General features: G+C 51.4%; 14 tRNA genes. All 14 read right to left on the bottom strand.

Going from position 1 to position 1,277, the window contains the following annotated elements:
* Positions 1 to 18: 18 nt before the first annotated feature.
* A tRNA-Ile gene (locus ACQKN2_RS25325) sits at positions 19 to 95 on the bottom strand.
* Between the two features lie 7 nt (positions 96 to 102).
* Positions 103 to 176 (bottom strand) — tRNA-Gly (locus ACQKN2_RS25320).
* Between the two features lie 3 nt (positions 177 to 179).
* Positions 180 to 255 (bottom strand) — tRNA-Phe (locus ACQKN2_RS25315).
* 8 nt (positions 256 to 263) lie between these two features.
* Positions 264 to 356: transfer RNA gene (locus tag ACQKN2_RS25310), tRNA-Ser, on the bottom strand.
* 12 nt (positions 357 to 368) lie between these two features.
* Positions 369 to 444 (bottom strand) — tRNA-Ala (locus tag ACQKN2_RS25305).
* 13 nt (positions 445 to 457) lie between these two features.
* A tRNA-Pro gene (locus tag ACQKN2_RS25300) sits at positions 458 to 534 on the bottom strand.
* A 17-nt stretch (positions 535 to 551) separates the two neighbouring features.
* Positions 552 to 628, bottom strand: a tRNA-Arg gene (locus tag ACQKN2_RS25295).
* Between the two features lie 15 nt (positions 629 to 643).
* Positions 644 to 716, bottom strand: a tRNA-Lys gene (locus ACQKN2_RS25290).
* 15 nt (positions 717 to 731) lie between these two features.
* Positions 732 to 806: transfer RNA gene (locus ACQKN2_RS25285), tRNA-Gln, on the bottom strand.
* Between the two features lie 10 nt (positions 807 to 816).
* A tRNA-His gene (locus tag ACQKN2_RS25280) sits at positions 817 to 892 on the bottom strand.
* 41 nt (positions 893 to 933) lie between these two features.
* A tRNA-Trp gene (locus ACQKN2_RS25275) sits at positions 934 to 1,007 on the bottom strand.
* 5 nt (positions 1,008 to 1,012) lie between these two features.
* Positions 1,013 to 1,096: transfer RNA gene (locus ACQKN2_RS25270), tRNA-Tyr, on the bottom strand.
* 9 nt (positions 1,097 to 1,105) lie between these two features.
* A tRNA-Thr gene (locus ACQKN2_RS25265) sits at positions 1,106 to 1,178 on the bottom strand.
* Positions 1,179 to 1,189: 11 nt separating this feature from the next.
* Positions 1,190 to 1,265, bottom strand: a tRNA-Asp gene (locus tag ACQKN2_RS25260).
* Between the last annotated feature and the right edge of the window lie 12 nt (positions 1,266 to 1,277).

Genomic DNA, 1,277 nt, shown 5'->3' with positions numbered 1-1,277 from the left:
TGAGCTACTTCGGAATAATGGTGGGCCTAAATGGACTCGAACCATCGACCTCACGCTTATCAGGCGTGCGCTCTAACCAGCTGAGCTATAGGCCCATTATTTTGGAGCGGGTGATGAGAATCGAACTCACGACATCAGCTTGGAAGGCTGAGGTTTTACCATTAAACTACACCCGCAGATGGTGGGTCAGGACGGAATCGAACCGCCGACACTTAGAGCTTCAATCTAATGCTCTACCAACTGAGCTACTGACCCGAAAAAAATGGAGGAGGTAGAGGGATTCGAACCCCCGCGCGGTGTTACCCGCCTGTCGGTTTTCAAGACCGATCCCTTCAGCCGAACTTGGGTATACCTCCGTAATATATAAATGGTGGAGCCTAGCGGGATCGAACCGCTGACCTCCTGCGTGCAAGGCAGGCGCTCTCCCAGCTGAGCTAAGGCCCCTTGTTAGGAAAGATGGTCGGAATGACAGGATTCGAACCTACGACCCCTTGGTCCCAAACCAAGTGCTCTACCAAGCTGAGCTACATTCCGATACTATTAGGCTTTTTTGGCGCGCCCGACAGGAGTCGAACCCATAACCTTCTGATCCGTAGTCAGACGCTCTATCCAATTGAGCTACGGGCGCATTTATAAAAACTGATGAGCCATGAAGGACTCGAACCTTCGACCCTCTGATTAAAAGTCAGATGCTCTACCAACTGAGCTAATGGCTCGTATTAAAAAATGAATGGCTGGGGTACTAGGATTCGAACCTAGGCATGACGGAATCAAAATCCGTTGCCTTACCGCTTGGCTATACCCCAATTATTAAAATGGGGCGACTGATGGGAATCGAACCCACGAATGCCTGAACCACAATCAGGTGCGTTAACCACTTCGCCACAACCGCCACTATATATAATCACGGCAGTATTTGAGTACCTAGAAACCTGGCAGGGGCAGTAGGAATCGAACCCACACCAAAGGTTTTGGAGACCTCTATTCTACCGTTGAACTATGCCCCTAAAAATGGTGGAGGGGGACGGATTCGAACCGCCGAACCCTAAGGAGCGGATTTACAGTCCGCCGCGTTTAGCCACTTCGCTACCCCTCCAAGGGATGATGCCGGCGATAGGAGTCGAACCCACGACCTACTGATTACAAGTCAGTTGCTCTACCAACTGAGCTACACCGGCAAAAAAAAAAATGGCGGTCCCGACCGGGATCGAACCGGCGATCTCCTGCGTGACAGGCAGGCATGTTAACCGCTACACCACGGGACCATTTTGGTTGCG

This window comes from Lysinibacillus sp. NPDC093688 (assembly GCF_050280145.1).
GTDB lineage: Bacteria > Bacillota > Bacilli > Bacillales_A > Planococcaceae > Lysinibacillus > Lysinibacillus xylanilyticus_B.
The sequence above is the reverse complement of the archived record's forward strand: the minus strand, read 5'-3'. Positions and strand labels throughout refer to the sequence as shown.